The 24129-nt window shown below is 71.1% G+C and carries 21 protein-coding genes and 1 riboswitch; of the genes, 3 read left to right on the top strand and 18 right to left on the bottom strand.

The genetic code is table 11. The features are described 5' to 3' along the window. Positions 1–93: 93 nt before the first annotated feature. The 18 genes from DT019_RS23280 to DT019_RS23200 all read right to left on the bottom strand — a co-directional run bounded on the left by DT019_RS23280 (position 94) and on the right by DT019_RS23200 (position 20315). Positions 94–1110, bottom strand: coding sequence for a ribonucleotide-diphosphate reductase subunit beta (locus tag DT019_RS23280; RefSeq protein WP_114038836.1), 1017 nt, complete (start codon positions 1108–1110; stop codon positions 94–96). Continuing rightward, positions 1110–3479, bottom strand: coding sequence for a ribonucleoside-diphosphate reductase subunit alpha (locus DT019_RS23275; protein WP_114038835.1), 2370 nt, complete (start codon positions 3477–3479; stop codon positions 1110–1112). The genes DT019_RS23280 and DT019_RS23275 overlap by 1 nt, the downstream gene beginning before the upstream one ends. A 125-nt stretch (positions 3480–3604) precedes the next feature. After that, a riboswitch (cobalamin riboswitch) is annotated at positions 3605–3745 on the bottom strand. Between the two features lie 140 nt (positions 3746–3885). Further along, positions 3886–5514 (bottom strand): monocarboxylate uptake permease MctP, encoded by a 1629-nt coding sequence (gene mctP, locus DT019_RS23270; protein ID WP_114038834.1) that lies wholly within the window; start codon positions 5512–5514, stop codon positions 3886–3888. Beyond that, entirely contained in the window at positions 5511–5783 is a 273-nt protein-coding gene (locus DT019_RS23265) for a DUF3311 domain-containing protein (protein ID WP_114038833.1), read from the bottom strand. Before DT019_RS23265 ends, mctP begins: the two co-directional genes overlap by 4 nt. A 131-nt stretch (positions 5784–5914) precedes the next feature. Continuing rightward, complete coding sequence (locus tag DT019_RS23260) at positions 5915–6892, bottom strand: helix-turn-helix domain-containing protein (RefSeq protein WP_114038832.1); 978 nt, start codon at positions 6890–6892, stop codon at positions 5915–5917. A gap of 33 nt (positions 6893–6925) precedes the next feature. Further along, a complete protein-coding gene (locus DT019_RS23255; RefSeq protein ID WP_114038831.1) occupies positions 6926–9022 on the bottom strand; it encodes an MMPL family transporter in 2097 nt (698 codons plus the stop codon). Continuing rightward, positions 9009–9989, bottom strand: a complete 981-nt coding sequence (locus DT019_RS23250; RefSeq protein WP_114038830.1) for an aldo/keto reductase — start codon at positions 9987–9989, stop codon at positions 9009–9011. Before DT019_RS23250 ends, DT019_RS23255 begins: the two co-directional genes overlap by 14 nt. Beyond that, positions 9989–10999 carry an endonuclease/exonuclease/phosphatase family protein gene (locus DT019_RS23245; RefSeq protein ID WP_114038829.1) on the bottom strand — a complete coding sequence of 337 codons (1011 nt, stop codon included), beginning with the start codon at positions 10997–10999 and terminating at the stop codon, positions 9989–9991. Before DT019_RS23245 ends, DT019_RS23250 begins: the two co-directional genes overlap by 1 nt. Before the next feature lie 7 nt (positions 11000–11006). Next, complete coding sequence (locus DT019_RS23240) at positions 11007–12164, bottom strand: endonuclease/exonuclease/phosphatase family protein (protein ID WP_147267346.1); 1158 nt, start codon at positions 12162–12164, stop codon at positions 11007–11009. Beyond that, on the bottom strand, positions 12157–13227 hold the full coding sequence (locus DT019_RS23235) for a glycosyltransferase family 2 protein (RefSeq protein ID WP_114038979.1): 1071 nt from the start codon (positions 13225–13227) through the stop codon (positions 12157–12159). The genes DT019_RS23240 and DT019_RS23235 overlap by 8 nt, the downstream gene beginning before the upstream one ends. Before the next feature lie 21 nt (positions 13228–13248). Continuing rightward, a complete protein-coding gene (locus tag DT019_RS23230) occupies positions 13249–14295 on the bottom strand; it encodes an NAD-dependent epimerase/dehydratase family protein (RefSeq protein WP_114038827.1) in 1047 nt (348 codons plus the stop codon). Next, positions 14289–15719: an aspartate aminotransferase family protein gene (locus tag DT019_RS23225; protein ID WP_114038826.1), complete on the bottom strand. Its 1431-nt coding sequence runs from the start codon at positions 15717–15719 to the stop codon at positions 14289–14291. Before DT019_RS23225 ends, DT019_RS23230 begins: the two co-directional genes overlap by 7 nt. Before the next feature lie 26 nt (positions 15720–15745). Next, positions 15746–16696 (bottom strand): lysylphosphatidylglycerol synthase domain-containing protein, encoded by a 951-nt coding sequence (locus tag DT019_RS23220; protein ID WP_114038825.1) that lies wholly within the window; start codon positions 16694–16696, stop codon positions 15746–15748. Further along, on the bottom strand, positions 16693–17652 hold the full coding sequence (locus DT019_RS23215) for a UbiA prenyltransferase family protein (RefSeq protein WP_114038824.1): 960 nt from the start codon (positions 17650–17652) through the stop codon (positions 16693–16695). Before DT019_RS23215 ends, DT019_RS23220 begins: the two co-directional genes overlap by 4 nt. Positions 17653–17726: 74 nt before the next feature. Then, entirely contained in the window at positions 17727–18746 is a 1020-nt protein-coding gene (locus DT019_RS23210) for a glycosyltransferase family 2 protein (protein WP_114038823.1), read from the bottom strand. Positions 18747–18790: 44 nt separating this feature from the next. After that, positions 18791–19003: a hypothetical protein gene (locus tag DT019_RS23205; RefSeq protein ID WP_114038822.1), complete on the bottom strand. Its 213-nt coding sequence runs from the start codon at positions 19001–19003 to the stop codon at positions 18791–18793. A gap of 72 nt (positions 19004–19075) precedes the next feature. Next, positions 19076–19246, bottom strand: a complete 171-nt coding sequence (locus DT019_RS39705; protein ID WP_189389849.1) for a hypothetical protein — start codon at positions 19244–19246, stop codon at positions 19076–19078. Positions 19247–19550: 304 nt separating this feature from the next. Next, positions 19551–20315 carry a GntR family transcriptional regulator gene (locus DT019_RS23200; RefSeq protein ID WP_114038821.1) on the bottom strand — a complete coding sequence of 255 codons (765 nt, stop codon included), beginning with the start codon at positions 20313–20315 and terminating at the stop codon, positions 19551–19553. A gap of 462 nt (positions 20316–20777) precedes the next feature. Here DT019_RS23200 and DT019_RS23195 point away from each other — a divergent pair, with 462 nt between their 5' ends. The 3 genes from DT019_RS23195 to DT019_RS23185 all read left to right on the top strand — a co-directional run bounded on the left by DT019_RS23195 (position 20778) and on the right by DT019_RS23185 (position 24127). Then, positions 20778–22058: an extracellular solute-binding protein gene (locus DT019_RS23195; RefSeq protein WP_114038820.1), complete on the top strand. Its 1281-nt coding sequence runs from the start codon at positions 20778–20780 to the stop codon at positions 22056–22058. Positions 22059–22133: 75 nt separating this feature from the next. Next, positions 22134–23132 carry a carbohydrate ABC transporter permease gene (locus DT019_RS23190; RefSeq protein ID WP_114038819.1) on the top strand — a complete coding sequence of 333 codons (999 nt, stop codon included), beginning with the start codon at positions 22134–22136 and terminating at the stop codon, positions 23130–23132. A gap of 137 nt (positions 23133–23269) precedes the next feature. Beyond that, positions 23270–24127, top strand: a complete 858-nt coding sequence (locus DT019_RS23185) for a carbohydrate ABC transporter permease (RefSeq protein ID WP_114038978.1) — start codon at positions 23270–23272, stop codon at positions 24125–24127. Positions 24128–24129: the final 2 nt, after the last annotated feature.

Here is a 24129-nt window from a genome sequence, read left to right as displayed (position 1 = left end):
CGCACCTGCATGGTGCGGGGCCCCTTTCCACGCTTCGGCTGCGGACCGTCGTGGCTGGTCGCGCAGTTCCCCGCGCCCCTTTGGGGAGTGGACCTAGAAGTCCTCGTCGAAGCCCACCGAGCCCTCGACCGCCACCTGGTAGGCGGACGGGCGGCGCTCGAAGAAGTTCGTCAGCTCCTGGACGCCCTGGAGCTCCATGAACGAGAACGGGTTCGACGAGCCGTACACCGGCGGGAAACCGAGCCGGGTCAGGCGCTGGTCGGCGACGCACTCCAGGTACTCGCGCATCGACTCGGTGTTCATGCCGGGCAGGCCGTCACCGCACAGGTCGCGGCCGAACTGGAGCTCGGCGGCGACCGCCTCCTTCAGCATGTCGGTGACCTGCTGCTCCAGCGCGTCGTCGAAGAGGTCCGGCTCCTCCTTGCGGACGGTGTCCACGACCTCGAAGGCGAAGTTCATGTGCATCGTCTCGTCGCGGAACACCCAGTTGGTGCCGGTGGCGAGGCCGTGCAGCAGGCCCCGGCTGCGGAACCAGTAGACGTAGGCGAAGGCGCCGTAGAAGAACAGGCCCTCGATGCACGCCGCGAAGCAGATCAGGTTGAGCAGGAAACGGCGGCGGTCGGCCTTGGTCTCCAGGCGGTCGAGCTTCTCCACCTCGTTGATCCACTTGAAGCAGAACTGCGCCTTCTCGCGGATCGAGGGGATCTCCTCGACCGCGTCGAACGCGGCGGCGCGGTCCTCCGGGTCGGGGAGGTAGGTGTCGAGCAGCGTCAGATAGAACTGGACGTGCACGGCCTCCTCGAAGAGCTGGCGGCTCAAGTAGAGCCGCGCCTCGGGGGAGTTGATGTGCTTGTAGAGGGTGAGCACCAGGTTGTTGGAGACGATCGAGTCGCCCGTCGCGAAGAACGCGACCAGGCGGCCGATCATGTGCTGCTCGGCAGGCGTCAGCTTCGCGAGGTCGGCGACGTCGGAGTGGAGGTCGACCTCCTCCACGGTCCAGGTGTTCTTGATCGCGTCCCGGTAGCGCTCGTAGAAGTCCGGGTAGCGCATGGGACGCAGGGTCAGCTCGAAGCCCGGGTCGAGCAGGTTCTTTTCGCTGTTGCTGGACATTACTGGCAGGCCTCGCAGGACTCGGGGTTTTCCAGGGAGCAGGCGATGGCGTCGGCGTCGGGCGTCGCCTGCTGGACGGGGATGGTGGCCTGGGCGGCGCGGGCGATGCGGGTCGCCGGGCGCGAGCGCAGGTAGTACGTCGTCTTCAGGCCCTGCTTCCAGGCGTACGCGTACATCGACGACAGCTTGCCGATGGTGGGCGTCTCCAGGAACAGGTTGAGCGACTGCGACTGGTCGAGGAAGGGGGTGCGGGCGGCCGCCATGTCGATGAGGCCGCGCTGCGGGATCTCCCACGCCGTGCGGTACAGCGCCCGCACGTCGGCCGGGATCCAGTTGAAGTCCTGCACCGAGCCGCTGGCCTCGCGCAGCGCCTCGCGGGACTGGGCATCCCACACGCCGAGCTTCTTGAGCTCCTCCACCAGGTAGCCGTTGACCTGGAGGAACTCACCGCTGAGCGTCTCGCGCTTGAACAGGTTGGAGACCTGCGGCTCGATGCACTCGTACACGCCCGCGATGGAGGCGATGGTCGCGGTCGGGGCGATCGCGAGGAGCAGCGAGTTGCGCATGCCGACCCGGGCGACGCGCTCGCGCAGGGCCGCCCAGCGCTCCGGCCAGTTCAGCTCGACGTCGTAGTGGTCGGGGTGCAGCACGCCGCGCGCGGTGCGGGTCTTGTCCCAGGCGGGCAGCGGGCCCGACCGCTCGGCGAGGTCGGTGGAGGCCTCGTACGCGGTCAGCATGATCCGCTCGGCGAGCTGCGTGGACAGGGCCTTCGCCTCGGGGGAGTCGAAGGGCAGGCGCAGCTTGAAGAAGACGTCCTGCAGACCCATCGCGCCCAGGCCCACCGGGCGCCACTTGGCGTTGGAGCGGCCCGCCTGCTCGGTCGGGTAGAAGTTGATGTCGACGACCCGGTCGAGGAAGGTGACGGCGGTGCGCACGGTCTGGTCCAGGCGCTCCCAGTCGATGCCGTCGCCGACGACGAACGCGCCGAGGTTGACCGAGCCGAGGTTGCAGACGGCGGTCTCCCCGTCGTCCGTCACCTCCAGGATCTCGGTGCACAGGTTCGAGGAGTGGACCGTGTGGCCGGGCTCCGCGGTCTGGTTGGCGGTGCGGTTGGAGGCGTCCTTGAAGGTCATCCAGCCGTTGCCGGTCTGCGCGAGGGTGCGCATCATGCGGCCGTACAGATCCCGCGCGGGCATGGTCTTGCGGGCGAGCCCGGCGGCCTCGGCCCTGCGGTAGGCGGCGTCGAACTCCTCGCCCCACAGGTCGACGAGCTCGGGCACGTCGGCCGGCGAGAACAGCGACCACGTGCCGTCGGCGTCGACCCGGCGCATGAACTCGTCCGGGATCCAGTGCGCCAGGTTCAGGTTGTGGGTGCGCCGCTGGTCCTCACCGGTGTTGTCGCGCAGCTCCAGGAACTCCTCGATGTCGGAGTGCCACGTCTCCAGGTACACCGCGGCCGCGCCCTTGCGCCGGCCGCCCTGGTTGACCGCGGCCACCGAGGCGTCGAGGGTCTTGAGGAACGGGACGATGCCGTTGGAGTGGCCGTTGGTGCCGCGGATCAGCGAACCGCGGCCGCGGACGCGGGAGTACGAGAGGCCGATGCCGCCGGCGTGCTTGGAGAGCCGGGCCACCTGGTGGTAGCGGTCGTAGATCGAGTCGAGCTCGTCCAGCGGCGAGTCGAGGAGGTAGCAGGACGACATCTGGGGGTGCCGGGTGCCGGAGTTGAAGAGCGTGGGGGAGGACGGCAGGTAGTCCAGGCGGCTCATCAGGCCGTACAGGGAGGCCACTTCGTCCAGGGCGCGCACCGACTCGTCCTCGGCGAGTCCGGCCGCGACGCGCAGCATGAAGTGCTGGGGCGTCTCGATCACCTTGCGGGTGATCGGGTGGCGCAGCAGGTAGCGGGAGTAGAGGGTGCGCAGCCCGAAGTAGCCGAAGCGGTCGTCGGCGCCGTCGGCGAGGGCCGCGTCCACCAGCGCGTCGAGGCGGGCGGCGTGGGCGCGCACGAAGTCGGCGGTGCGGTCGGCGATCAGGCCCTCGCGGTGGCCGACCCCGACCGAGGCGGAGAAGGCGACCGAGCCCTGGGTCGCGGCCTCTTCGGCGATGGTGATCGTCAGGAGCCGGGCGGCGAGGCGGGAGTACGCCGGGTCCTCGGAGATGAGCCCCGCGGCCGCCTCGGTGGCCAGGTCCCGCAACTCCGCCTCGTCCGAGCGGGCGTTGCGGCCCCGCAGCGCGGCGGCGGCGACCCGGCCGGGGTCGGTGTCCGCGAGGTCGGCGGTGAGCCTCGTCAGGGTCCGCAGCAGCGCGGTCCCGGGCGCGTCGACCGGCTCTTCGGTGATCGCTGAAGCGGGATCCGCAGGGGCGATGGTCACGTGGGGGCACTCCCTCGCTCGGCACGGGGCCCTTCGGGGGAGGCGTCGGCGCGCGTGGGGGCAGCCCTCAGCGCGTCGTCCACCGGCCCAACCGCGAGGCCCGGACGTCTGGCACCCGGTTCGGTCGACCCGGATGCGCCGTCGGCAGGTCCTCGGACTCGATCCGTACAAAGCCGTACGGATCACACCGTTGCGGGACAGTTCCGGATTCGAACCGGATTCCCCTGCGGCGACAGCGAGGACGAGCATACATGTGGGGGGCCCGGCGCGCGGCACCCCCCACATGTTGTGTCGCGTGGCGCTCAGTTTCCCGTCGGCACGGGCGTGAACGGCCCCGCGGGCGCACGCGGGAAGGCCGCCGCACCCTGGTGGATGCGGCGGCCCTCAGGTGTCCGGAGGGGCGGGGTCAGTGCGCCGAGCCCGCCGTTGCCGGGGGGAGTTCGGTGGTGACGCCCGGGTCGCCCGCGTCGGCCGTGTAGTCCTCCGGCGAGGTCTCGTCGATGCCGTCGGGGGTCTTCAGGGCGCGCAGGACGACCGTCAGGACCACCGTCACCACGACGTTCAGGACGAACGCGGTGAGACCGATGTAGCCGATCTCGCCGATGCCCGGGATCTCCTTCGAGGAGCCGCCGAAGTGCTTCTGGGTGGGCGAGGCCACTCCGTACGCGGCGAGCGTGCCGTAGGCCATGCCGACCGCCCAGCCCGCGAGCAGCGCCCAGCGGTGGAACCAGCGCGTGAACAGGCCGCCGACCAGGGCCGGGAAGGTCTGCAGGATCCAGATGCCGCCCAGGAGCTGGAAGTTGATGGCGACCGTCTTGTCCATGGTGAGGACGAAGACCAGCGCGCCGATCTTCACCACGAGTGAGACCAGCTTGGAGACCTTGGCCTCCTGCGCGGCCGTCGCGTCCCGCTTGATGAAGTCCTTGTAGATGTTGCGCGTGAACAGGTTCGCCGCCGCGATCGACATGATGGCCGCAGGGACGAGCGCGCCGATGCCGATCGCCGCGAAGGCCACGCCCGCGAACCAGTCCGGGAACATGTCCTCGAAGAGCTGCGGGATCGCCAGCTGGCCGTTGCTGACCTTGACGCCCGCCGCGATGGCCATGAAGCCGAGCAGCGCGAGCAGGCCCAGCATCAGCGAGTACAGCGGCAGGATCGTGGTGTTGCGGCGGATCACGTTGCGGCTGCGCGAGGACAGCGTCGCGGTGATCGAGTGCGGGTACATGAAGAGCGCGAGCGCCGAGCCGAGCGCGAGGGTGGCGTACGTCCACTGGCTCGCCTCGCCGGGCACGAGGGCGCCGGTCGGCTTGCCGCCGGGCGGCCCCTGGAACTTGTGCTGCGCCGCGCTGAAGATGGCCTCGAAGCCGCCCAGCTTGATCGGAATGTAGATGATCGCCACCGCGATGACCAGGTAGATCAGACCGTCCTTGACGAACGCGATCAGCGCGGGGGCCCGCAGCCCGGAGGAGTAGGTGTACGCCGCGAGCACCGCGAACGCGATGAGCAGCGGCAGGTCCTTCACGAACCAGTTGTTGGACTCCCCGCCCACCCCCATGACGTCCAGCACGGCCTGGATGCCGACCAGTTGGAGCGCGATGTAGGGCATCGTGGCGAGGATGCCGGTGATGGCGACCGCGAGGGAGAGGCCCTTGGAGCCGAACCGGCCGCGGACGAAGTCCGAGGTGGTGACGTAGCCGTGCTTGTGCGAGACCGACCACAGGCGCGGCAGGAAGGTGAAGATCAGCGGGTACACGAGGATCGTGTAGGGCACGGCGAAGAAGCCGGCCGCGCCCGCCGCGTAGATCGCGGCCGGGACCGCGACGAAGGTGTACGCGGTGTAGAGGTCGCCGCCGAGCAGGAACCAGGTGACCCAGGTGCCGAACGACCGTCCGCCCAGGCCCCACTCGTCGAGCGTGGCCGCGCTTTCGGCGGTCTCGGCCTTGCGCCAGCGGGCGGCCAGGAAGCCGATGACCGTGACGGCCAGGAAGAAGAAGATGAAGACGCCGAGCGCGACGCCGTTCACGCCGTTCTTCACGCGGACGCACCCCCCTTCTTGTGCTCGGAGGTGTGGCGTGAGCGCTGGTCGTGCTGCCACAGCTTGTACGCGATCATCGTGAGCGCGGTGGAGATCAGCACCCAGAGCATCTGGTACCAGTAGAAGAACGGGATGCCGCCGAGCGCCGGACCGGCCTTGGCGTAGGAGCTCACCCACAGCATCGCCACGAAGGGCGCGATCAGGCAGAGCGCGATGACCACACGCAAGGGCGTGATCACCGGTCTCTTCACTTCCGTCGATTCCGGCATCGGGCGGCTCCGTCCCCTCACGATCACCTGTGCGTTGGATCACTTGGTAATGCGCAGGAAATCTAGGGGAGAGACGGGGTCAAGGGAACCCCCGTCCGGATTCCGGACGGGGCGCGTCGCCTGTCACCCGGTCAGAGCCAGCCCTCCTTGGCCGCGCGGACACCGGCCTCGAACCGGCTGCGGGCGCCCAGCCGGGACATGAGTTCGGAGCTCATCCGGCGGACCGTCCGCAGGGACACCCCGAGCCGCCGGGCGGCGATGTCGTCGGTGCAGCCGATGCCGAGGAGCAGCAGCAACTCCCGCTCCTGCGGGGAGAGGTCGTGCTCGTTGCGGCGCGGGGCCTCGCCGAACGGGGTGCCCGACTCCCACAGATGGTCGAAGAGCACCACCAGCGCGTTGACGAGTCCCCGGCTGCGGACCTCGAGGGCGCCCGCCCGCGCGTCCTCGGGGTCCACCGGGACCAGCGCCGCGCTGCGGTCGACGATCACCATCAGCATCGGGACGATGGGCACCGTGCGTGCCTCGCCGCCCAGTTCGCAGTACCACCGCACGTACTCCAGCGTCGGCGCGTCGTTGCGGAAGCTCTCCTGGTAGATGCTGCGGATGCGCACCCCGCGCTCCAGGGCCAGCTCGTCCAGGGGCTGGCTGGCGTCCATCGTGTCGGGCAGCTGGGCGCCGCCCGGCAGCAGCGAGAGGCACTCCGCGCGGGCGCCCGCGGCCAGGTCCTCCAGGCGTTCGCGCACCGCGTCCACGCCCTGGATGCGGTCGACGACGTCGTGCCGGAAGGTGCCGCCCGCGCTGAACTTGGCCAGGATCGCGGCCACCGCCTGCTCGGCCCGCTCGACCTGGCGCCTGCGCTTGGTCAGTTCGGCCTCGGCCCGCGAGAGCAGGAAGGCGAACCCGACGTCGGGGCTGAAGGGGGCGATGCCGTCGGCCGCGTCGTCCATGAGGACGAGTTTGAGGTCGGCGAGGTGGCCCAGCGCCTCGCGGACCTCGGCTTCGGGCCATCCCAGATGCTCGGCCAACTCCGTTAGGCCGTAGTCGGGTTGCTCCAGCAAAAGCCGGTAGACGGTTTCTGTGGACTGCTGGATTCCGAGTGCCTCGAGCATGCGGGTTCCCCCAGGTTCGCGTATGCCGTTACGTCACTGTCCGTGGCCCGATGGTTCGGCCAGGGGGATGGTATGGCCGCGCGGCAATCTAGGTCTAGACCAATAAGATGGCGGTGGGGTGGCCGGAAGGTCACTTGTGGTGGGCTTGGTGGGCCTTTCGGGTACGCGGGGAAGCGCGGGCTTTCGCAGCGTCGTCAGGGCGTGGAACAGGGCCGGACCCAGCAGGGCCGCGCCGCCGAGCCCCGTGACCAGAACGGCCAGTTCCACTTGCGGACCGAGCCCGATGGCCAAAAGAGGCAGGGCGACGACGAGCCCGCCGCCGCGCGGCGTGGGGCCGCCGGGGCCGGACGCCAGGAGGCACCGGTCGAGCGCGTCGAGGAAACCGAAGGCGCCGACCACCAGCGGGACCCACCCGGTCACCGCCCCCGCCGCGGGCACCTGGAGCAACCAGGAAACCGCGCCGTACTGCCAGAGCGGCACCAGGAGACCGCACGCCGCGACCGCCGGCACCAGCGCGCACAGCACCGCCCGAAGGGCCGTCCCGGCGGACCGCACACGCCCCACCACGAGAAAACCGACCAGCCCCACCGCGACCAGCGCGGCCGGGACGGCGCGGTACACGCCGTGCACCAGATCGGGTTCCGGTACACCCGATCCCCCGACCAGCGCCCCGGTGCCGGCCAGCGCCGACCGTACGTCCGCCATCGTCCGGCGGCCCGCCGGCGTCATCGGCTCCGCGGTGGGCACCACGGCGACCAGCGCGGAGCCGTCGTGCCGCCAGGCCGCGCCGCGCGGGGCGGCGGCCGCCAGCACCCCGGGAACCGTGCGGGCGGCTGCGGCCACGCGGTCGGGCCCGGCGCCCGAAGGGACCTGGACATCAAGGGGGTTGAGCACCCCGGAAGGGATTCCGGCGGCCGTCAGCTGGTCGAGTCCGTCCCGCGCCGGGCCGTGCGCCACCAGCGCCTCGGCGCGCGGGTTCCCGGCGGTCAGCAGCCCGGCCGCGCCGGTGAGCAGCCCCAGCGCCACCAGGACGCCGAACGCGAGCAGCCGGGGGGTGCGGCGGCGCGCCCCGGCCGGCGGGCGGTCCGCCGCACGGCCGGGCAGCCAGGACAGGAGCGCCGGGGCCAGGGTCAGCGCCGCCAGCGCGGCCGTGCCGCAGACCGCCGCTCCCGCGACGCCGATCGACCGCAGGAAGGGGACGGGGAACACCGCGAGCGACGCGAAGGCCGCGCCCCCGGCCAGGGTGCCGAGCGCGGCCGTGCCGGCGGTCGCGGACGCCGCGCGGTGCGCCGCGAGCCGCGGCCCGGACCCCCCGGCGAGCTCCGCCCGCCACGCGCCCACCAGGAGCGCGGCGCGTCGCACCGAGAGCGCGAGCGCCGCGACCGGGATCAGATACACCACCACGAAGCTGAGCTCCGTACTCCCCGCCAGGGCGAGCACCACGAGCAGGGCCGCCACCGACGACACCGCCGTCAGGAGCAGGGCCAGGAGCGAGAGCAGCGGTCGCAGCACCAGGACGAGCAGGGCCACGGCCGCCAACACGCAGGCAGCTCGGGCCAGTTGGAGTGCGAGGCCGGGGCGGGCCGTGGCGCTGTCCTGCTGGAGCGGCAGCACCCCCGTCACATTGACCCGGGCTTCGGGCAGCGCCGCGCGCAGCCCGGTCCGCAGCCGGGTGGTCGCGTCCGCCACGGCCGCGAGCCCGGCCAGGTCCGGTCTCCCCACGCGGGGGTGGACCAGGGCGTACGCGGTGCGGCCGTCGGGCGAGAGGAACGCCGGGTCACCGGTCTCCGCGTACGACAGGACCCGGGTGCCCGGCGGCGTCGAGGCGGCTACGCCCGCGCTCAACCGGGCCGCGGCGGCCGGTGAACGGCCACGGGCGCCGTCCGGCCAGGTGACCACCGCGACCAGCGGGGCGACGCCCGCGCCGGACCCGTACCGCTCGATGATCGCCGCGTTGGCCCGGGAGCCGTCCTGGCCGGAGGCGGTGAAGCTCTGGTCGAGCCGGTCCAGGTGCGCGGCCGACGCGGCCCCGCCCACGAGGAGCACCGCCAGCCACAGCAGGCACACCAGCCCGCGGTGGCCGACGCAGCAGCGGGCGAGCCCGGCGGCGTACCGCTCAACTCTCCGCATCGAGGCCCGCCGCGTCGAGCCGGGCCCTGACCTCGGCGTCAAGGACGAGGTCCACCGCGTCCAGGGACTCCTCCAGCTGGGCCACCGAGCTCGCCCCGATCACCGGCAGGACCGGCAGCTCGCCGCCCATCACCCAGGCCAGCACCACCTGTCCCGGTGTCACCCCGAGCTCCTTGGCGACCTCGCCGAGCACCGCGAGCCGCCGGTCCGTACCGGCGTGGCGGTACTGCTCCGGGATCTCCTTGGCCGGGTTGTTGTAGGCCCCGGTCAGCTGCGTGGTGTAGGCGACGAAGGCGAGTTCGGGACGGGTGCGCAGATAGTCGAGCAGTTCCTCCGAGGCGTGCGGGTTCACCCCGAAGTCGGCGCCCGGGCGCGGCTGGAGGTAGGTGTAGCGCTGCTGGACCGCCGCATAAGCCGGGAATCCCGCGCGCTCGGCGGCGCCGCGCGACTCCTCGATCCGCCAGGCGGCGAAGTTGCTGCATCCCGACAGCGAGATCTTCCCGGCGTCGGCGAGCTCCGCGAACGCGCCCATCGTCTCCTCGACCGGCGTCTTCCGGTCGTCTATGTGCGCGTAGTAGAGGTCGATCCGGTCCGTGCCCAGGTTGCGCAGGCTGGCCTCCACCTGGCGCCGCAGCACCGGCGCGGACAGCCCCTCGGCGGCCTCGGGCCACGGCGCGTCCAGCGGCTCGGGCAGCGCGCCGACCTTGGTGGCCAGCACCATCTCGTCCCGTACGCCCCGGCTGCGCAGCCACTTGCCGATGACGAGTTCGCTCTCGGCGCCGGTGGCGCCCGGCTCCCAGAAGGCGTACGTGTTCGCCGTGTCCAGGAAGGTGCCGCCCGCCTCGTGGAAGCGGTCGAGCACCGCGAACGCGCTCGCCTCGTCGATCCGGGTGCCGAAGGGCAGCGTGCCCAGGCACAGGGTGCTCACCCGCGGGCCGTCCTGGCCGCCCAGCTGTCGGTACTGCATCAACGGTTCATCTCCTCGATATCGGTGGTGGTGATCGTGACGTCCTGCGCCAGGTGGTCGGAGAGACCGCCCGGGTCGCGGAACGCGTACTGCTCGGTGTGCAGCCCGGCGCTGGTGAACACCCAGTCGATGCGCCACAGGCGCGGCTTGCGGCGGGCGTTCCAACTGGCCGGGAAGAGCGAGCGGTTGGCGCCGATGGCGTCGCGCGCGGACCGCGGCATCCGGCGGATGTCGCCGATCGCCGCGCTGGTGTTGAAGTCCCCGGACACCAGGAACGGATGGGGGTTGGCGGCCAGGTCGGCGACCAGCGCGTCGTACTCGCGCAGCCGCGCGCCGTGCCGGCGCCGCATGTCCCGGAAGAAGGCCCGGCTCAGCGGGTTCATCACCGTCAGCTGGACCGGGATGTGCACGTTGTACGTCGAGACGACGCCGCCCGGCATCGAGAGGTCGACCCGGAGCGAGCACGCGCCCACCGGCACCGGGGGCCCGGCCAGGGGGAACCGGGACAGGGTCACCGAGTTGTTGCCGATCGCCAGGTGGTGCCCGGGGAACTCGCGGCGCAGCCGCTCCTCGTCGTCGATGTCCCACACCTCGCCGCCCTCGAACCCGTTCAGATACTCCTGGAGCAGATAGACGTCGGCGGGCAGCGTGTGCAGGAAGGCGTAGAACCGGTCGGGGTCGCGGCCCTGGTTCCAGTGCTGGGTGTTCCACGACACGACCCGTACCCCGTCGGGACTCGCGGCGACCGGCGAACCAGGGCGCAGCGCATGGAAGTTGACGCCTGACTGGCCGAGGCCCCCGACCAGGCAGCCCGTCGCGAGCACCCCCGCCGGGGCGCTGCCGGTGAGCGCCGCCGCCGCGAGCAGGGCGGTCGGCACCGCGGCGAAGAGCGGCGGAGGCAGCAGGGAGACGGCGAGCCAGGGCCACCAGCGGCCGTTCAGGGCCAGATGGGCGCCGAGGAAGGCGCCCCAGACGAGCGCGCAGACCGCGACGGCGCTATCAAGGGACACGCTCGGCTCACCTCCCCCCGGCGCTCGTCGGCGCGGGCGGCACCGACACCCAGAGGTCCTGCACCGCGTGGTCGGACAGCTCCTCGGGCGCGTCGAAGGTGTAGCGGTCCGCGGTCACGCCGTGGCCGGTGAACGCCCAGTCGGTGCGCCAGAACGGCTTCCAGCCGCCCTCCTCCCAGCTCGTCGGGTACAGGTCGTCGTTCGCGCTCACCGCGTCGTCGAGCCGCGAGCGCAGGCCGTCGAGCTCGGACATGGCGGCGGTGGTGTTGAAGTCGCCCGCCACCACGACCGGGTTGGGGTTGTGGGCCACGTCGTCCTCCAGGCCGGCGTACTGCTCCTGGCGGGCTCCGAAGCTGTCCCGCATGTGCCGGTAGAAGGCGCCCGCGAGCGGGCCGTCGGTCATGCTGTTCCAGACCGGCATGTGCAGGTTGTAGAACGACACCGTCCGGCCCTTGATCAACAGGTCGGTGCGCAGCACCTTCGCCTCCCGGTAGCGCGTGGCCCAGTCGGCGTCCGGCGCCAGCGCGCGGGCCGGGCCGACCGCGGGCCGTGCGACGACGGGGAACCGGGAGAGCGTGACCAGCTCGCCGTCGACGGTGATCTCGTACCCGGGGAACTCCGCGCGCAGCCGTGCGAGATCGTCCACCGGCTGCCGGCCCGTGCGGTCCGGTGTGAGGTGCTGGTACTCGTGCAGCAGATACACATCGGCCTTCTTCGACTTCAGAAAGGCGTAGAAGTGGTCCTGGGTGCCGAGCAGTTGGTTCCACGAGTTGGTGTTCCAGGCGACCACGCGCACCGAGTCCGGGCGGGCCGCGTGGCCGGACGACCACAGCGCGCCGAGGTTGAGGCCCGACTGCCCCGCGCCCAGCGCGAGTGCCACGGCCGCGGCGGCCGCGGTGCGCCACCGGTCGGCGCCGCGCGCCAGCGGGACCAGTACGGCCGACAGGAGAGGGAGCGCGACGAACAGGAACGGGGGTACGGCGCCCGCGAGTTCGCCGAACCAGTACCGCCCGTCCACCGCCCACTCCACCACCAGGCACACCAGCCAGCCGAGCGTCGCCCAGCAGACGAGCCGCCCCACCCGGCGCCGGGCACCCCGGCCGGTCGGGGTGTCCGGCACCGGCTCCGTGAGCGTTCCGGCGGGCAGGGTCCGGGAATCAGACACCGGGGACACCGACCGCCGAACCGAGCGCCGCGCTCTGCGAGGGCCGCGGCTGGGGCGCGTACAGCCGGCGGAACCGGGGCGAGAAGAGCCACTGCACGCCCGCCACGCCGATGGCCGCGAACACCGTCAGGTTCACCAGGAAGTTGACGGCCACGAAGTACCCGAGGAACCAGCGCCCCCGGTGCCCGCGCACCACCCGGTACATGTCGAGATCGCCGAGCACGGCCAGGACGAACAGCAGCGCCGGGAGCAGCAGCCACCCGGCGCCCCACAGCGGCGGCGCCGCCAGGGCGGCCACCGCGAGCGGCGCCGCGAGGCTGGCGCCCGCCCGGGGGCCGGTCACGAAGCCGCCCTGGAGGGCGCGCCGGCTCAGGATCAGCGGCACCGCGAGCCGGGCCCGGCTGAACACCTTGTCCAGGACGATCCGCAGGGTGTCGTCGTGGTCGTGGCGGCCGCGCACCTCCAGGGAGCTGAGCACCTTGTACCGCTCGGAGATGCGCCGCCCGTAGTCCTGGTCCTCGGTGTGGCGCAGGAGCGGGTTGAACGGGCCGACCTCGTCGAACACCGCGCGCGGCATCGCCAGGATCGCGGTGTGCACGGTGTCGATGACGCCCTCGGACTTCAGCAGCAGGTAGTACTGCTGGAGCGAGCGGTACTCCTCGATCAGGCTGTCCCTGATCAGCGGCTCGGGCTCGTAAGTGCCGCACACCGCGCCGTACGTGATGCCGTCGGCGCCTTCGGCGAGCAGGGCCACCGACCGCTCGATCGCGTCCGGGTGCATCGCCACGTCGGAGTCGAGGAAGACGAGCACCTCGCCCCGGGCCAGTTCGGCGCCGAGGTTGCGGGCCACCGCGACCCCGCTGTTGCGGCCGGTGCTCACCACGCGGGCGCCGAGGGCGGCGGCGGTCGCGGCGGAGTCGTCGGTGGAGCAGTCGTCGACGACGATGATCTCGACACGGGGGTAGGTCTGGTTCTGCGCGGCCTGTACGCACAGGCCGATCGAGCGGCCGTAGTTGTAGTTGGGGATGATCACGGAGACCAAGGGCTGCTGGTCGCTGGGCACGGTCTTCACTCCTCGGATCTCTTAGAACAGCACCTTGGCCAGGGAGAGGGCTCCCTGCCGCCACGGTTCGACACTGGTGACGCCCTGCCCCTTGGCCGGGGCGGTGCTCGCCCCCTGCCGCGCACGCCACCAGGCGTAGGTGCGCAGGATCGCGTCCTGGTTGGAGTGGCGCGGGCGGAAGCCGAGCTGCTCGCGGGCCCGGTCGGTGCTGACGTACGAGTCGTCGAGCAGCTTGTGCAGCAGGCGCCCGTAGACCGGCGAGAGGCCGGTGCGCTGGAGCGCGCTGAGCGCGGCGAGCGCGGGCCTGGCGGGCAGCGAGCGGACCCGCTTGCCGTGCCCGGCCGCGTCCAGCACCGCCTGGAAGTCCTCGCGCAGGGTGCCGAACTCGGTGGCGCCCAGGTTGAAGGTGCCGTCCGCGCGCTCGGCCGGTGCCTGCATCGCGGCGACGACGGCGTCCACCAGGTCGTCCACGTCGAACATCTGGATACGGACGTCGCCCTTGCCGAGCACCGGGAAGTGGCGCCCCTCCTCGGCCCATTCGAAGAGCATCGCGAACAGGCCCATCCGGCCAGGGCCCAGAAACGTCTTGGGCCGCAGGATCGGCAGGCACATCTCCCCGCCCCGGAACCGCTCGGCCACCTCCTCGGCCTCCGCCTTGGCGGCGCTGTAGGTGTCGACGGGTTCGCGCGGGTACTCCTCGGGGGTGGGCACCACCTTGGGCAGGCCGTACACGGCGGTCGACGATATGTGCACGAAGCGCGGCACGCCGTTGGCCTCCGCCGCGCCGAGCACCGCCTCCGTGCCGCCGACGATCACCGAGCGGATCTGGTCGGCCGGATAGCTGGGCAGCGCGGCGGCGCAGTGCACCACCGTGTCCGCCTCGGCCGTGACCCGCTTCATGGCGACGGTGTCCCGCACGTCCGCGACGGTGTGGGTGAGGCGTTCGTGCCCGGTGCGCGGGGCCCGCAGGTCCACGCAGTGCACATCGTGGCCGTCGGCGAGCAGCCGCTCCACCAGGGTCGAACCGAGCATCCCGGCACCGCCGGTCACCACCGTCCTGGCTACCACAGCGACGACACCTTCTCCTTGACGAAACGGGTGAGCAGACGCGGCAGGCCCTGCGCGAGGGTGGCGTCCAGGGACTCCAGGAAGTACTCGACCTCGTGGTCCTCGGTGATCAGCGAGGGGGCCGCCATCAGCGGGTTGTCGCCGTTGAGCGTGTAGTAGGCGTAGATGCCGTGGTCGCGGTAGAGCGCGTTGACCACCGACGAGGTGATCAGCTTGGTGCGGAAGCGCGGGTCCTTGGTCATCGCGCCCGGCACCAGCTTGGTCGCCAGCTCCAGGACCTTGGGCCCCTTGTGCAGGAACACCCCGTGCAGCGCGCCCGCGCCGCGCACCTCGGACACCACGTCCGGGTGCTCCTTGGCGATCCGCTCCAGGCCCGGCCCCAGGATGCGCTCGATGGCGCGGGCCCGGGCCGGATAGTCGTCCTCCACCGCGATGTTGACCGCCTCGATGGCGGTGATCGCCTCCTCGCCGAAGCCGTAGTAGGTGGTGCTGGTCGACTGGAGCAGGGCGTCGGTGAGGTTGTCGTACGCCTTGCGGAACACCGGCTCGCGGGCGATGAACGCCGAGATGGAGGACTTGCCGCCGCCGAACGACTTGGAGGTGGTGAGGATGTCGGGGACCAGGCCCTCGTACCGCATGAAGTAGAAGAGGCTGCCGGTCTTGCCCCAGCCCGTGTAGATCTCGTCGAAGAGCAGCACGATGTCCTCGCGGGTGCACAGCTCCCGCAGGCCGCGCAGGAACTCCTCCGAGCAGACGTTCATGGTGGAGGCGCTCAGCGGCTCGATCAGGATGCAGTAGACGTCCGAATCGCCCTTCGCCGTACGGGACTTGGCCACCTCCGCCTCGACGGCCGCCAGGTCGCCGTACGGGAAGACACCGACGCCGGGGATGCCCGGGAACTGGAAGGTGGACTGGTTCTGCCCGGTCAGACTGCCCGAGCCGAGCAGCTTGCCGTGGAAGCTGATGTCGGCCCGCAGCACCCGCGAGCGCCGGCCGCCGTGGTACTTGTACGCCAGCTTGACCGCGCCTTCGACCGCCTCCGCACCGGAGTTGGGGAAGAACGACATGGTGAGGTCGCCGGGCAGGAGCTGGGCCAGGTTGTGGCCGAGGGCGGCGATGTAGGGCGAGAAGTACGTCTTGTGGACCTCCATCCGGTGCTCGGCCTGGAAGCGCTGCCGGGCGGCCAGGATGCGGGGGTGGTTGTGCCCGTGGTTGAGCACCCCGACCCCGCCGGTGAAGTCCAGGACGCGGCGGCCGTCGCGCTGGTGGATGTAGGCGCCCTCGGCCCGCTCGACCAGCTCCTGGCCGAAGCCGAAGGAGGTCATGAGCGAGACCTGGCTGCGGTTGACGTGGTCCTTGTACAGACCGTGGACCTGCTTGGTGGTCAGCGACTCGCAGTCGTCGACCGAGTACAGCTGGGGCATGGGATCCCTCTTCGTCGGGCGTACGGTCAGGAGGTTGCGGGGGCGGGTCGGCCGGAGGTCCTGGTGAGGAGCAGCGCGGCCCCGCCGACCAGGACTTCGCTCACGGTGCAGACGACCCGGCTGGCGACGGCCGCGGCCGCGGCGGCCTGCCAGGGCAGCACCGCCGAGAGCGCGAGCATCAGGACGGCCTCGCGGGCCCCCCAGCCGTCGGGCAGCACGACCACCAGGCTGGCGGCGGCGGTGGCCAGCGCGAAGCCGCCCACACACACAGGGAGCGCCTTGGCCGCCGGGGCGCCGAGCATCACCGCGAGCGCCCACAGATGCAGTCCGGACACCGCCCAGGACGCGGTGGCCGAGGCCATCGCCCGCCGCATCCCGGTGTCGCTCGCGGTGGCGGTGGGCGCGGGGCGGCGGGCGAGCCGGGCACCCAGCGCCGCAAGGGAGTTGATCATCGCGGGCCGGGCGGCGCAGGCCAGCGTGACGGCGACCGGGAGCAGCAGCCACCAGGCGTCGCCGCCCAGCGTCCAGGGCGCGGCGACGGGGCCGATGGTGAGCCCGGTGAGCACGGCCACCATCAGGTTGAGCAGGAACACGGCGACCACCACCGGCCCGGGCACGCCCACCGCGCGGCCCATCCGCACCTGGGCGAGCACCCCCCACACCGCTCCCGGCAGGTACTTGCTGAGGAAGGAGGTGAAGAAGATCCGGGTCGCGACCGCGCCGGGCACCTTCGGCCCGAGGTCGGCGAGCAGGGTGCGCCAGGTCGCCATGGAGAGCAGCACGGCGGCCGCGTTGGCGGCGAGGGCGCCGAGCAGATAGGGGACGGCGCCGGGGCGTACGACCAGGTCGGCCAGGTCGCCGATCCGGTCGTGCAGGGCGAAGCCGATGCCGGTCGCCACGGCGAGCGGGAACAGGACGGGGACGGCCCGGCGCGCCGGGCCCCGCGGGGCGGCGGGGGCGAGGTCGGCGGCCGTCATGACGCGGTGTGGACGAACAGCGCGGAGCCGCCGACCAGGCAGGACCACAGCAGCGCGTTGGACACGGTCACGCGGTCGCGGAACAGGGCCCGGGACGGGTTGCCGCCGCCGGAGTCGACCACGAGCAGCTGGAGGTAGCGGGCGAGGCCGAACAGCGCGAACGGCGCCGTGAGCATCGCGACGGCGGTGCCGTGCGAGCCGAACACCGCGCTGCCCTGGACCTGGAGGACGTAGCTGATGGCGGTCAACACCGCTGCGAACACCAGGAGTTGGTCGAGGAAGCCGACGGTGTAGCCGCGCAGCGCGGGGCGGTGCAGCACCCCGCCCACGCTCATCTCGTGGCGCCGCTTGCCGAGGATCAGCATCAGGCACAGCGAGAACACGCACAGCACCAGCCAGTCGGGCACGGGCGAGGAGGCGGCGAGCGCGCCTTGAACCAGCCGGAGGACGAAGCCGAGCGCGACGATGAACACGTCGAGCAGCGGTACGTGCTTCAGGCCCCTGCTGTACGCCGCGTTGAGGCCGAGGTAGGCGGCGACCGGCCACCAGGCGGCGACCGGAGTGACGCCGAGCAGGGTGCAGCCGGCCACGGCGGCGCCGAGCAGGACGAGGAGGACCGCGGCGAACGCGACGGCGACGCCCACCCCGACCCGGCCCGCGGCGATGGGTCTGGTGCGTTTCTGCGGGTGGCTGCGGTCCCGGTCGCGGTCGCTGATGTCGTTGACCAGGTAGACGAGCGCGGAGGCCAGCGTGAAGGCGACGACGGCCGCCGCCGCGCCGCCGAGCAGGCGCGCGGCCGGGCGCTCGGCGCCGAGCAGTCCGAACGGCACCACCACCAGGTTCTTCGACCACTGGCCGGGCCGGACGAGGGAGAGGAGGTCACTGAGGAGGCTGGGGGGCCGGGCCTGCTGGGTGCGGGCCGGCTGCTGGGCGAGCGTGGGGCCGAGAGTGGCCATGGACAGGCTCCAGGTGCGGACGGGGGGTTGCGGGGAACACCGGGCGGCGGCGGGGCGCAGGGCGGGGCCGTGCGTCACCTCCGGCCGGTCGCGGGCACGGGGGCGCGGCGGCGGACGGTGGGCCCGAAGTCCGGTTCGGTGAACCAGCGCACGACCCCGCGCGCCGCGCCGAGCACCAGCGCGAGGTGCAGCACGAAGTGGACGCCGGTGAACCACAGGAGGAACCCGGGCCCCTTGGTGCGCAGCACGAAGCGGCTGAGCCCCGGGTCCGCGCAGGCGAACAGCAGCGCGCACAGGGCGGGCACGAGCAGCAGCCACGGTGACAGGAGGCCGAGCGGCAGGGTGGGCAGGACCAGGGCGGCGGCGAGCACGCCGAGCGGCCGGTTGGCGCTGAGCCCGCCTTCCCGCAGCTGTCCCACGGCCGCGACCAGGAGCTGCGAACGCCGGTACTGCTCCCGCAGCATGGGCACGAGCCGGTCGACGTCGTCGTGCCGACCGGTGACGGTCTCCGACATGCGGATGCGGTACTTCCGCACGAGCCGCCCGCTGTACTCGACGTCCTCGGAGTCGCGCAGGTTCTCGTCGAACGGGCCGGTCTCCTCGAAGACGCGCTTCCAGATGGCGCCGAGCGCGAAGAACGCGGTGCGCACCTCACCGGCGCCGCGGCGGCGCCAGAAGTGGGCGTGCAGGGCGTGGTAGCGCTCGATCGGCCCGTCGTCGAAGAGCGGTTCGGGGTCGAGGACGCCGTGCACGCACCCGAGGCCGGGGTCGTCCAGGAGCTGGTCGACGGCGTTCGCGACGGCGTCGGGGGCGAGCGCGGTGTCCGAGTCGAGGAAGAAGAGGACCTCGCCCCGGGCGGCGGCCGCGCCGAGGTTGCGGGCCGCGGACACGCCCCGGTTGTGCGGGCCAGCGATGAGGACGCAGGGGAATTCGCGGGCGATGTCGCGGGAACGGTCGGTGCTCGCGTCGTCCACGACAATGACGTCCAGGGGCGCGCAGGTCTGGGCGAACACCGATTCCAGACAGGCCCGCAGGGTCTTCTCGTAATTGAAATTGGGGATGATGACGGACACGCTCGGGCGGGCCCTGGGCATGGCGATGCCTCGATTTCTGGGGTGCTGGGAATGTCAGGCCGAGATCACAGGAGCCTGAAGTCCGTGATGTGGAAGCGGGCGAACTCGGGCGACGCGGCGAGCAGCCGCCCGCAGATGTCCAGGGCGCGGCCGACGGCCTCGATCTCATCCGGACTCTGGAGGTAGAGGGCCAGCCGGATCGACTGCCCGAGGACCAGCGCACGGGCCGGCTCCACATGGCCACGGGGCTCGTCGATGCGCCGGAGCGTTTCGATCACCTGCGTTCTCGTCGGGGGTTCGGCACGGTCCCCGGGAGAAGCGGTCATCGAGATGCCGACGAGATAGATGGGTCAGCCCCAGGAGAATCCGTCGCCGCTGTTTCCGGACGGGACGGGGCCGGTCGCCGCGTCGGCGAATTGATGAGCCTGCGCGGGGGTGTTGGCCGGTGCGGCCAGTACGCATACGAGCGAGGCCGCGACCGGAAGGAGGAGAGCCGCGATCGAACGGATCCTGGCACGCATGAGAACCACCTTTTCCTGAGGGGCGGGATGTCCTTCGGCGAGCTCAAGACTGGCGGACGGCATCCGGGGGTGTCACCGGAAAACGGGTGGCCACAACCGCCCGGCAGGACGGTGCCACCCCCGCTGCCCCCGCCCGGCGCCATGATCGCCGGGCTCAGCAGGGGTTCTGCCCCGGCGGGCACCTTGCTGCCAGGCACAACGTGCCGGAGTTCCGCTGGAGTTGGACCGGAGCCCGCAACGCGCGACGGCCACGCCCGGTGCGGGCGTGGCCGTGGGTGGTGACGGGAAGGGGGGGTGCGGGTGCTCAGTCGGCGGGGCGCTTGAGGCGGGCCACGAACTTGTACCGGTCGCCCCGGTAGACCGAGCGCACCCACTCCACCGGCTCGCCCCGGCCGTCCAGCGAGTGCCGCGACAGCATCAGCATCGGCAGGCCCACGTCGGTGCCGAGCAGCCCGGCCTCGCGCGGGGTGGCGAGGGAGGTCTCGATGGTCTCCTCGGCCTCCGCCAGGTGCACCCCGTACACCTCGGCGAGCGCGGTGTAGAGGGAGGTGTACTTGACCAGCGAGCGGCGCAGCGCGGGGAAGCGCTTGGCGGACAGATGGGTGGTCTCGATCGCCATCGGCTCGCCGCTGGCGAGCCTGAGCCGCTCGATGCGCAGCACCCGGCCGCCCGCGGTGATGTCGAGCAGCCCGGCCAGGGTGTCGTCGGCGGTGACGTAGCCGATGTCGAGGAGCTGGGAGGTCGGCTCCAGGCCCTGGGCCCGCATGTCCTCGGTGTACGAGGAGAGTTGGAGCGGCTGGGAGACCTTCGGCTTGGCGACGAACGTGCCCTTGCCCTGGATGCGCTCCAGACGGCCCTCGACGACCAGCTCCTGCAGGGCCTGGCGCACGGTGGTGCGGGAGGTGTCGAACTCGGCGGCGAGCGTCCGCTCGGGCGGCACCGGGGTGCCGGGCGGAAGGGTCTCCGTCATCTCCAGCAGGTGGCGCTTGAGGCGGTAGTACTTGGGCACGCGGGCGGTGCGGGCGCCGGCGCCCGCCTCCGTCTCGCTGCCGCTCCCGTCGGCGGCCATGGTCTGCCTTCCCGAGTGCTGCGCTGCTGCCGTCACCGGCTCCTCCGTCTGTCGCGGCTCACATGGTGGCACGGACCGGTCACGGGTCGTCGCCCTCCGTCAGGGTGTCGGTCCGGTAACGCGATCGACAAGCCCTTCTTATACACCGCCGCGCGGCGGACGTGCGGGGGAGTGTGCAAGTTGGTCTAAACCATTAAAGCCCAGGAGGTGCGTCCGCGGCAGGCCGCCGACGCGTGGAACGGGCCCGTCCGGGCGGTGACGCGGGGGGTTTCGGACGGCGAGGTGTCGGTCCGATAACGGACGGTCTCAGCGTTCTTATCGACTCTTGACACCCCAATAGGTCTAGGCCAAGCTCCCGGTACTGGTCTAAACCATTAAAGACCAGAACCCAGCCCCACGGGCAGTACTCGTCGTATGTGTCATCGCGGTGGGCGGGGGTCAGTCATCCCTGAGGAGAGTGGCGTGAAGCGCAAGCTCATCGCGGCGATCGGCGTCGCGGGCATCATGATCGGCGCCGCGGCCTGCGGCGGCAGTGACAAGAAGGACGGCGCCGCGGGGGGCGACGCCAAGGAGCTCACCGTCTGGCTTACGGTCGACGCGCAGAAGAACTGGCCCGAGCTGGTGAAGGCCGCCGACGACGCGATCGTCGCCAAGCACCCCGGCCTGAAGATCAATCACGAGTACTACGGCTGGCCGGACAAGAACGCCAAGCTCGACGCCGTCCTCGCCACCGACAAGGCGCCGGACGTCGTGGAGATGGGCAACTCCGAGATGCTGCCCTACACGGTCAAGGGAGCCTTCGCGGAGATCGACTCCTCGAAGTTCGACAACTCCGCCGCCTGGCTCGACGCGCTCAAGCAGTCGGTCACGTACAACGGCAAGACCTACGGCGTCCCCTACTACGCCGGTGGCCGCACGGCGACCTGGCGCAAGGACATCGCCACGGACGCGGGCATCACCGCGACGCCGAAGACCTACGCAGAGCTGACCGCCGACCTGGACAAGGTGCAGGCCAAGCAGGGCGACAAGTTCAGCGCCTGGTACCAGCCCACCCGTGACTGGTACGCGGCCATGTCCTTCGTCTATGACGCCGGCGGCTCCATCGCCAAGCAGGACGGCGACAAGTTCAAGGCGAACCTGTCCTCGCCGGAGTCCATCAAGGGCCTCACCGAGTTCAAGAACGTCGTCGACAAGTACATGAAGAACGACAAGACCAAGGACGAGGCGGACCGCCCGATCGTCTACGGCCAGGGCAAGTCCTTCCTCGTCTTCAGCCCGGCCTGGGAGGGCGCCAACGCCGCCCTGCCGGAGAACGACAAGGTGGGCAAGCTCGCCGACAAGATCGAGAGCTTCGTCATGCCGGCCCCGTCCGGCAAGGCCATGCCGGTCTTCCTCGGCGGCTCGGACCTCGCGGTCCCGGTCAAGTCCAAGGCGCAGCCCCTCGCCGCCGAGTGGATCAACGCGTTCACCGGCACCCAGGGCCAGAAGGGCCTGGTCGCCAAGGGCAACCTGCCCAACAACAAGACGGACCTCGCACCGCTGAAGTCGGACCCGAAGACGGCCGTGCCGGCCACCGCGGCCGAGTCCAGCTGGTTCGTCCCGATGGCGCCGGGCTGGGGCCAGGTCGAGAAGGCCAAGACCCTCCAGGACATGCTCCAGGCCATCGGCACCGGGAAGAAGACGGTCGAGGCCGCCGCGAAGGACGCGGACGCCGCGATCGACAAGGTCATCAACACCAAGTGACCTTTGGGCAGGGCCCCGCCACCACGACGGGGCCCTGCCCGGCCAGTTCCAGAGAGGGATCACCAGGAGCGCGCGATGAGTGCCGCAGAGACAACCACCGCCAAGGTGCCGCCGGCGCGGCGCGACCCACTACCGGGTGCTGGATCCGGTCATCCCGGCAAGCCGGGGAAGAAGCGCGGCACAGGCGGGGGAGCGGCGGTGCCCTGGGCACTGCTCGCGCCCTGTCTGATCGTCCTCGCGCTCGTCCTCGGCTATCCGCTGGTACGGCTCGTCACCCTGTCCTTCCAGAAGTTCGGGCAGCCGCAGCTGTGGGGCTTCCAGCCCGCCGAGTCGGTCGGCCTCGACAACTTCACCAACGTCCTCGGCGACGCCGAGTTCTGGCAAGTCGTCGTACGCACCATCCTGTTCGCCGCCACCGCGGTCGTCCTGACCATGGTCATCGGCATGCTGATCGCCCTGCTGCTCCAGCGGGTCTCGGGCTGGGTCAAGACGCTCATCAACATTGCCCTGGTGGCGAGTTGGGGCATGCCCATCGTCGTCGCGATCACCGTCTTCAAGTGGATGTTCGACAGCGACTACGGCGTACTGAACTGGCTGCTCAGCCAGTTGCCCGGGGTCGACGTCACCGGACACAACTGGTTCGTCGACAGCACCCAGGGCCTCGCCGTCATCATGCTGCTCGTGGTCTGGGGCGCGGTGCCGTTCGTCGTCATCACCCTGAGCGCCGGACTCACCCAGGTCCCCAAGGAGCTCGAAGAGGCCGCCCGCCTCGACGGCGCCGGCTCCTGGGGGGTGTTCCGGCACGTCACGATGCCCATCCTCAAGCCCATCATCGTGATGCTCGCGACGCTGTCGGTCATCTGGGACATGGGCGTCTTCCCGCAGGTCTTCGTGATGCGCGGCGGCCACCCCGAGGCCGAGTTCCAGCTGCTCACCACGTACTCGTACGACAAGGCGTTCGTCGTCAACGACTACTCCCAGGGCTCCGCGATCGCCCTGCTCACCGTGATCCTGCTGCTGGGTGTGATCGCGGTGTACATGCGTCAGATGCTCAAGATCGGGGACGTCGAGTGAGCATCGCGAACGGAGATGGGGGCGTGAGCATCGCGAACGGAGATGGGGGCGTGAGCATCGCGAACGGAGATAGGGGCGTGAGCATCGCGAACGGAAACGGGGGCGTGAGCGCCGCGAACGGAGATAGGGGAGTGACGATGGCTGCCTCGACTGCCGCTGTGCGCACCAGGCCCACCCGCAAGAAGACCAAGCTCGGCTGGAACCTGCTCGGCCTGCTCGTCTTCGTCACCGCGGGTTTCCCGGTCTACTGGATGCTGAACACCGCGTTCAAGCCCGCCAAGGACGCGATCGACCCCGATCCGCACCTGTTCCCGACCAACTTCACCCTGGACAACTTCAAGCGGGCGCTCCAGATCGGCGACTTCTGGGGATCGATCGGCCGGTCCGTGACCGTCTCCGTCGTCGTGGTCCTGATCGGCATAGCCGTCGGCCTGCTCGCCGCCCTCGCCATCTCCCGGTTCGCCTTCCGCGGCCGCAAGATCGTGATCGTCGGCATCCTGGCGGTCCAGATGGTGCCGCTCGTCGCCATGATCATCCCGGTCTTCCTGCTCCTGAACGACCTCGGTCAGTACGACAAGCTCTCGGGCCTGATCATCACGTACCTGACCTTCATCCTCCCCTTCACGGTGTGGACGCTGCGCGGTTTCATCGTCAACGTCCCCAAGGAGCTGGAGGAGGCGGCCATGGTCGACGGGTGCAGCCGCACCGGCGCCTTCCTCCGCGTGGTCTTCCCGCTGCTCGCCCCGGGCATGGTGGCGACCTCCGTCTACGGGTTCATCCAGGCGTGGAACGAGTACCTCTACGCCCTCATGCTGATGAGCCAGAACCACCAGACCGCCACCGTGTGGCTGTCCAACTTCACCACCCAGCACGGCACCGAGTACGCCCCGATGATGGCCGGATCGACCATGATGGCCGTGCCCATCGTGATTCTCTTCCTCCTCGTCCAGCGCAAGATGGCCGCGGGTCTGACGGCCGGCGCAGTGAAGGGATAACC

The organism is Streptomyces sp. SDr-06 (genome assembly GCF_003324565.1).
Taxonomy (GTDB): Bacteria; Actinomycetota; Actinomycetes; order Streptomycetales; family Streptomycetaceae; genus Streptomyces.
Note: the sequence above shows the minus strand (reverse complement) of the source record. Positions and strands in the feature narration are given on the sequence as shown.

What these genes read in the sequence shown, in the direction of transcription:
- DT019_RS23185 (WP_114038978.1), top strand. Translation starts at nt 23,270, where the DNA reads ATGGCTGCCTCGACTGCCGCTGTGCGCACCAGGCCCACCCGCAAGAAG.
- DT019_RS23200 (WP_114038821.1), bottom strand. Translation starts at nt 20,315, where the DNA reads ATGGCCGCCGACGGGAGCGGCAGCGAGACGGAGGCGGGCGCCGGCGCC.
- DT019_RS23215 (WP_114038824.1), bottom strand. Translation starts at nt 17,652, where the DNA reads ATGGCCACTCTCGGCCCCACGCTCGCCCAGCAGCCGGCCCGCACCCAG.
- DT019_RS23225 (WP_114038826.1), bottom strand. Translation starts at nt 15,719, where the DNA reads ATGCCCCAGCTGTACTCGGTCGACGACTGCGAGTCGCTGACCACCAAG.
- DT019_RS23255 (WP_114038831.1), bottom strand. Translation starts at nt 9,022, where the DNA reads ATGCGGAGAGTTGAGCGGTACGCCGCCGGGCTCGCCCGCTGCTGCGTC.
- DT019_RS39705 (WP_189389849.1), bottom strand. Translation starts at nt 19,246, where the DNA reads ATGCGTGCCAGGATCCGTTCGATCGCGGCTCTCCTCCTTCCGGTCGCG.
- DT019_RS23190 (WP_114038819.1), top strand. Translation starts at nt 22,134, where the DNA reads ATGAGTGCCGCAGAGACAACCACCGCCAAGGTGCCGCCGGCGCGGCGC.
- DT019_RS23210 (WP_114038823.1), bottom strand. Translation starts at nt 18,746, where the DNA reads ATGCCCAGGGCCCGCCCGAGCGTGTCCGTCATCATCCCCAATTTCAAT.
- DT019_RS23220 (WP_114038825.1), bottom strand. Translation starts at nt 16,696, where the DNA reads ATGACGGCCGCCGACCTCGCCCCCGCCGCCCCGCGGGGCCCGGCGCGC.
- DT019_RS23265 (WP_114038833.1), bottom strand. Translation starts at nt 5,783, where the DNA reads ATGCCGGAATCGACGGAAGTGAAGAGACCGGTGATCACGCCCTTGCGT.
- DT019_RS23250 (WP_114038830.1), bottom strand. Translation starts at nt 9,989, where the DNA reads ATGCAGTACCGACAGCTGGGCGGCCAGGACGGCCCGCGGGTGAGCACC.
- DT019_RS23280 (WP_114038836.1), bottom strand. Translation starts at nt 1,110, where the DNA reads ATGTCCAGCAACAGCGAAAAGAACCTGCTCGACCCGGGCTTCGAGCTG.
- DT019_RS23260 (WP_114038832.1), bottom strand. Translation starts at nt 6,892, where the DNA reads ATGCTCGAGGCACTCGGAATCCAGCAGTCCACAGAAACCGTCTACCGG.